Here is a 6556-nt window from a genome sequence, read left to right on the forward strand (position 1 = left end):
CAAAAATGGACGATGCCGCTGAGGGACTGGCGTATGGCTATGAGCCGCTTTATTATCGAGTTCGGTGATCGTCTGGACGGTCACTACTGAGAAAAGGCATTTACACAGAATCGTGTACAGGGTCTTTGATGGCGCATTTTTCGTTATGATGCCGTCTTCGTCATCATAGCTTAACGGCGTTATGGTTAAACATAACGCCACGTGCGGTAATCACCGTGCACCTTTATGTCAACCCGCCCGCGCGCCTGATGGTCTTACAGCGCATGCCCCTTTTGCGTGGTTGATGATGATTGACTAACCAGAGAGACAGTAAATAGAACGCCATGAGCGACGACCATTCTCAAAACAGCGATAGCCCCAGTCCCAAGAAAGGATTCTTCTCACTGATCCTTAACCAGCTTTTTCATGGTGAACCCAAGGATCGCAGTGACCTCCTCGCCTTTATCCGTGATTCCGAACAAAACGATCTGATCGACCCAGACACCCGCGATATGCTCGAGGGGGTAATGGATATCGGGGAGCAGCGCGTACGGGATATCATGATACCCCGTTCGCAGATGATCACACTGAAGCACAACCAAACGCTGGAAGAGTGTCTGGATGTGATTATCGAATCAGCGCACTCGCGTTTTCCGGTGATCAGTGAAGACAAGGACCACATTGAAGGCATCCTGATGGCCAAGGATCTGCTGCCGTTTATGCGCAGCGATGCCGAACCGTTCAGCATGGAACAGGTGCTGCGTCCTGCGGTCGTGGTGCCGGAAAGCAAACGCGTGGACCGCATGCTGCACGAGTTCCGTTCGCTGCGTTATCACATGGCTATCGTCATCGATGAGTTTGGCGGTGTTTCTGGGCTGGTCACCATTGAAGATATTCTTGAGCTGATCATTGGCGAAATTGAAGATGAGTACGACGACGAAGAAGATCGCGATATCCGTCAACTGAACCGACACACCTATACCGTGCGCGCGTTAACACTGATTGAAGATTTCAACGAGGTGTTTGGCACCCAGTTCAGCGATGAAGAAGTGGACACCATCGGCGGGTTGGTGATGCAAGCCTTCGGCCATCTGCCTGCGCGTGGTGAAACCATCTACATCAACGGTTACCTGTTCAAAGTTGCCATGGCGGACAGTCGACGTATTATTCAGACTCATGTCAGAATCCCTGACGAGGCGCCTCAACCAACACTGGAACCTTAATTCGACAATGTCTGTCATGTCTGTTTTACGACGCCAGCGGGTGCGCATCCTGCTGGCGCTGTTCTGTGGTGCCTGGGGCACCCTGGCGTTTTCACCGTTTGATTTCTGGCCTGCTGCGCTGGTTTCGCTATGCGGATTGCAAGCCCTGACGCTGAACAGAACCTGGCGGCAATCCGCCGCCATTGGTTTTAGCTGGGGCTTTGGCCTGTTTGGCAGCGGAGTAAACTGGGTGTACGTCAGTATCGCCGAGTTCGGCGGCATGCCGGAAGCCATTAACGTGTTTCTGGTAGTGCTGCTGGCGCTCTATCTGTCGCTTTACCCCGCGCTCTTCTCAGGGCTGTTAACGCGCATTTGGCCGCGAACGACGCTGGTGCGTCTGATCGTGGTCGCGCCGGTCCCGTGGCAGTTCACTGAATGGTTGCGCGGTTGGGTACTCACCGGCTTTCCCTGGCTGCAATTTGGCTATAGCCAGATCGATGGGCCGCTGCAAGGTCTGGCGCCGCTGCTTGGGGTTGATGGTATCAACCTCTTGTTGGTCATCATTGCCGGCCTGCTGGTGTTCGGTACCACACGACGCAAAACTATCCCTCTTTACTGCGCCATTGCGCTGCTGCTGCTTCCCTGGCCGTTGAAGTTTATCCATTGGTTCACGCCTCAACCAGAGCGCGCAGTCAACGTTGCGCTGGTGCAAGGCAATATTGCCCAGGCACAAAAATGGGATCCCAATGCGTTGCAACAGATTCTGAACATCTACCGGGATGCCACACTGCCTTATCTGGATAAAGCGCCGATCGTTATCTGGCCAGAATCGGCCATCTCTGATGTAGAAACGCGTCAGCAAGCGTACTTGCAGCACATCGATGAGCTACTGCGCGCGCACAATAGCAGTCTGGTCACGGGAGTTGTGGATGCACGCCGCCGCACAAACGAGCAAGTTGACTTCTACAACAGCATTATCGTGCTGGGTGGCAGCGAACCGTACCGTTATCCCAGCACAAATCGCTACAACAAGAATCATCTGGTGCCGTTTGGTGAATTCGTTCCGCTGGAAACGCTGCTCCGTCCGTTAGCGCCGTTCTTCGATCTGCCGATGTCTTCGTTCAGCCGTGGTCCTTACCAACAGCCTCAGCTCCAGGTTAACGGTATACGGATGACGGCCACGGTCTGTTATGAAATTATTCTCGGGCAGCAAGTACGCGATAACTTCCAGCCTGATACCGATATGCTGCTGACTATCTCCAACGATGCCTGGTTTGGTCGTTCTATCGGCCCATGGCAACATTTCCAGATGGCCCGCATGCGTGCTCTGGAGTTAGGGCGTCCGCTGCTACGTGCGACCAACAATGGCGTGACTGCCGTTATCGGCCCGCAGGGTGAAATCAGTGCCGAACTGCCGCAGTTTACGCGCAAGGTACTGCTCACCAAGGTGACGCCAATCACCGGCATCACCCCTTACGCACGCTTAGGTGCCTGGCCAATGTGGATCATTCTCGCCGTGCTGGCCGGTGTAGCCTGCATCGCGCGTCTGCGTCGTTAACGCAATAACCGGCAGGCGCGGCCTGCCGGTTTCCCGTCAATACCCACCATACCTTCGTGTAATACCCGCCATCTCCAATTTGCATAATTGGCACATCATTTGCTTATTATTCATTGAATAACAGAGTGTAACGGGATGATTCCGTTGTTTGTTCTCTGAAAACCAGCGAAAAAGCACCCTGATGGGGCAATCGGCGCACCAAAATAGTGCTAAACGATTTTAGTGCAGTGATTTAGTGCAGTTGAGTTCTCAAAAGACAAACAAATTTATTTCATTTTGTTCACAATCAGCTATTTTTTAAAGATAAAGGCAAGTACTCGCTCTTTTATGGTGCATAACCCGTCGCACCCGAGAGAGCGCTCTATCGGCATGATTGAATTCGCAACCGCCTTAGCGTCATAGCGACTGCCGTCATCACAACAGCAAAGGAGTTACAACATGCAAATGCGTAAACTGGCACTGTCACTGCTTCTGATTGGTACAGCCGCAAGCAGCCTGGCTCATGCAGAAGAATTAACGGAAACGCTGAAAAAGATTAAAGACAATGGCGTCATCGTTGTTGGCCACCGTGAGTCTTCCGTGCCATTTTCCTACTATGACAACCAACAGAAAGTGGTTGGTTACTCTCAGGATTACTCGAACAAAATTGTCGATGCGGTCAAAGCGAAAATTGGCGTTGCCGATCTTCAAGTCAAACTGATCCCAATCACGTCCCAGAACCGTATCCCGTTGCTGCAAAATGGCACCTTTGATTTTGAATGTGGTTCCACCACCAACAACCTGGAACGTCAGCAACAGGCCGCCTTCTCCAATACCATCTTTATCGTTGGTACACGTCTGCTGACTAAAAAAGACTCGGGCATTAAAGACTTCCCGGATCTGGCGGGTAAAACCGTGGTCGTTACCTCAGGCACCACCTCTGAAAAACTGCTTAACCAGTTGAACGAAGAGAAAAAATTTAATATGCGCATCATCAGCGCCAAAGACCATGGCGATGCATTCCGTACCATGGAAACAGGCCGCGCCGTTGCCTTTATGATGGATGATGCGTTACTGGCCGGTGAACGTGCCAAAGCCAAACAGCAGAGCGACTGGGTGATCGTCGGCACCCCACAATCCGAAGAAGCCTATGGCTGTATGCTGCGTAAAGACGATCCGCAGTTCAAAAAACTGGTTGATGACACTATCGCGACGTTGCAAACCTCTGGTGAAGCGGAAAAATCCTTTGATCGCTGGTTCAAACAGCCGATTCCGCCTAAAGATCTCAACATGAACTTCGATTTGTCAGCAGAGATGAAGGCACTGTTCAAAGCGCCTAACGATAAAGCATTAAACTAACAACAAGTGAAAACAAGGGCAGACAGCTTGCCCTCGATTGTTGACTCGTGGCTGGACAGACAGGCGTCAGACGGTCGTTCCCCGTCTGGCGTCCCGGCCCAAGCGGTGGATATCGCAGATGTTGATTATGCGCACTGCCCTTTCCCACCAATGGGTTATCGCCACTCATCAATCTTCAGGGTAGCTCTGCTACCCTTTTTTTACCGGAGTTTGCTATGTCTATAGATTGGAACTGGGGTATTTTTTTACAAGCCGCCCCGTTCGGTAATACCACTTATCTTGGGTGGATTTGGTCTGGGTTGCAGGTCACTGTGGCGCTGTCAGTCTGCGCCTGGATCATTGCATTCGTTGTCGGCTCGGTTTTCGGCATTTTGCGCACCGTACCCAACCGTTTTCTGTCAGGTCTCGGCACCTGCTATGTGGAAATGTTCCGTAACGTTCCACTTATCGTTCAATTTTTCGCCTGGTATCTGGTTGTTCCCGAATTATTGCCGCAAAACATCGGCATGTGGTTTAAAGCGGAACTGGATCCCAACATTCAGTTTTTCGTCTCCTCCATGGTCTGTTTGGGCCTGTTTACCGCCGCTCGCGTCTGCGAGCAGGTGCGCGCAGGTATCCAATCCCTGCCGCGCGGCCAGAAAGCCGCGGCGCTCGCGATGGGGCTAACGCTGCCGCAAACCTACCGCTACGTTCTGCTGCCCAACGCCTATCGCATTATCGTACCGCCCCTAACGTCTGAAATGCTCAACCTGGTGAAGAACTCGGCCATCGCCTCAACCATCGGGCTGGTGGACATGGCCGCACAGGCGAACAAACTGCTGGACTACTCTGCGCACTCCTATGAGTCTTTTACCGCCATCACGCTGGCGTATGTCGCGATTAACGCCATTATTATGCTGATCATGCAAGTGGTTGAGAAAAAGACCCGTTTGCCTGGCAATATGGGGAGTAAATAATGTACGAATTTGACTGGAGCTCCATTGCGCCAAGCATGCCCTACCTGCTGCAAGGGCTAGTCGTCACGCTGAAAATCACGGTGACGGCCGTGGTGTTTGGCATCCTGTGGGGAACCGTATTGGCGGTGATGAGGCTGTCGTCTTTCGCCCCGATCCGCTGGTTTGCCAAAGGCTACGTTAACATCTTCCGCTCCATCCCATTGGTGATGGTGCTGTTGTGGTTCTATCTTGTGGTTCCTAGCTTATTACAAAATGTGCTTGGGCTATCACCAAAAACGGATATTCGTCTGATCTCCGCTATGGTAGCCTTTTCGCTGTTTGAAGCCGCCTATTACTCTGAAATTATCCGTGCGGGCATACTCAGCATTTCACGCGGACAGTCTTCCGCAGCGTTGGCGCTCGGCATGACACAGTGGCAATCCATGAAGCTGGTGATCCTGCCGCAGGCGTTTCGCGCCATGGTGCCGTTGCTCCTGACGCAAGGGATCGTCCTGTTCCAGGACACCTCCCTGGTGTACGTACTGAGCCTGGCGGACTTCTTCCGCACCGCGTCAACCATTGGCGAGCGCGACGGAACCCAGGTGGAAATGGTGCTGTTTGCCGGATTGGTTTATTTCGTTATCAGCATTAGCGCATCAATGCTGGTCAGTTACCTGAAAAGAAGGACTGTTCGATGATTACTCTAAAAAACGTTTCCAAATGGTATGGTCACTTTCAGGTGCTCTCCGATTGTTCGACAGAAGTGAAGAAAGGTGAAGTGGTGGTCGTTTGTGGGCCGTCAGGCTCCGGGAAATCCACGTTGATCAAAACGGTTAATGGCCTTGAACCCGTGCAACAAGGTCAGATTGACGTTAACGGCATCTCGGTTAACGACAAGAAAAGCAATCTGGCGCAATTGCGTTCCAAAGTGGGCATGGTGTTTCAACACTTTGAACTGTTTCCCCACCTCTCTATCATTGAGAACCTGACGCTTGCGCAGGTGAAAGTGCTCAAGCGTGATAAAGAGGCCGCGCGTGAAAAGGCCACCAAGCTGCTCAATCGCGTGGGTTTGTCCGCGCACGCTAACAAATTTCCCGGCCAGCTCTCCGGTGGTCAGCAACAGCGTGTCGCCATTGCGCGCGCACTCTGCATGGACCCGGTTGCCATGCTGTTTGACGAACCGACTTCTGCGCTCGATCCGGAAATGATTAACGAAGTGCTGGATGTTATGGTTGAACTGGCGCAAGAAGGCATGACGATGATGGTCGTTACCCACGAAATGGGCTTTGCGCGCAAAGTGGCACACCGCGTTATCTTCATGGATGAAGGCAAGATTGTGGAAGATACGCCTAAAGACGAGTTCTTCAACAATCCCAAATCCGAGCGCGCTAAAGACTTTTTGGCGAAGATCCTGCACTAAGCTGTATTAGTCGCGACTTGATCTGACACTGGACCTTGCAAGGTTGAGAGTTACCGGTTTTGATATGGGTGTCCAATCCTTATACAAAACACGAGGTAACTCTCATGATTCATACTAACAATCC

6 protein-coding genes are annotated in these 6556 nt (G+C 52.0%); all 6 read left to right on the forward strand.

Features of this window, described 5'->3' with window-relative positions; all coding sequences use genetic code 11:
• Positions 1–323: 323 nt before the first annotated feature.
• The 6 genes from corC to ACTBDZ_RS13730 all read left to right on the forward strand — a co-directional run bounded on the left by corC (position 324) and on the right by ACTBDZ_RS13730 (position 6432).
• On the forward strand, positions 324–1202 hold the full coding sequence (gene corC / locus ACTBDZ_RS13705; protein ID WP_438815733.1) for a CNNM family magnesium/cobalt transport protein CorC: 879 nt from the start codon (positions 324–326) through the stop codon (positions 1200–1202).
• Positions 1203–1209: 7 nt separating this feature from the next.
• Positions 1210–2739 carry an apolipoprotein N-acyltransferase gene (lnt, locus tag ACTBDZ_RS13710; RefSeq protein ID WP_438815734.1) on the forward strand — a complete coding sequence of 510 codons (1530 nt, stop codon included), beginning with the start codon at positions 1210–1212 and terminating at the stop codon, positions 2737–2739.
• Between the two features lie 438 nt (positions 2740–3177).
• Positions 3178–4077, forward strand: a complete 900-nt coding sequence (locus ACTBDZ_RS13715) for an amino acid ABC transporter substrate-binding protein (RefSeq protein WP_438815735.1) — start codon at positions 3178–3180, stop codon at positions 4075–4077.
• Positions 4078–4292: 215 nt separating this feature from the next.
• Positions 4293–5033, forward strand: coding sequence for an amino acid ABC transporter permease (locus tag ACTBDZ_RS13720; protein WP_438815736.1), 741 nt, complete (start codon positions 4293–4295; stop codon positions 5031–5033).
• Entirely contained in the window at positions 5033–5710 is a 678-nt protein-coding gene (gltK, locus tag ACTBDZ_RS13725; protein WP_438815737.1) for a glutamate/aspartate ABC transporter permease GltK, read from the forward strand. Before ACTBDZ_RS13720 ends, gltK begins: the two co-directional genes overlap by 1 nt.
• Entirely contained in the window at positions 5707–6432 is a 726-nt protein-coding gene (locus tag ACTBDZ_RS13730; RefSeq protein WP_438815738.1) for an amino acid ABC transporter ATP-binding protein, read from the forward strand. Before gltK ends, ACTBDZ_RS13730 begins: the two co-directional genes overlap by 4 nt.
• Positions 6433–6556: the final 124 nt, after the last annotated feature.

The sequence above is a fragment of the Symbiopectobacterium sp. genome (genome assembly GCF_051710365.1).
Taxonomy (GTDB): domain Bacteria; phylum Pseudomonadota; class Gammaproteobacteria; order Enterobacterales; family Enterobacteriaceae; genus Symbiopectobacterium.

Bases quoted from the DNA above. Each gene is read 5' to 3' on its own strand.
- ACTBDZ_RS13720 (WP_438815736.1), top strand. From the start codon at position 4,293: ATGTCTATAGATTGGAACTGGGGTATTTTTTTACAAGCCGCCCCGTTC.
- gltK (WP_438815737.1), top strand. From the start codon at position 5,033: ATGTACGAATTTGACTGGAGCTCCATTGCGCCAAGCATGCCCTACCTG.
- lnt (WP_438815734.1), top strand. From the start codon at position 1,210: ATGTCTGTCATGTCTGTTTTACGACGCCAGCGGGTGCGCATCCTGCTG.
- ACTBDZ_RS13715 (WP_438815735.1), top strand. From the start codon at position 3,178: ATGCAAATGCGTAAACTGGCACTGTCACTGCTTCTGATTGGTACAGCC.
- ACTBDZ_RS13730 (WP_438815738.1), top strand. From the start codon at position 5,707: ATGATTACTCTAAAAAACGTTTCCAAATGGTATGGTCACTTTCAGGTG.
- corC (WP_438815733.1), top strand. From the start codon at position 324: ATGAGCGACGACCATTCTCAAAACAGCGATAGCCCCAGTCCCAAGAAA.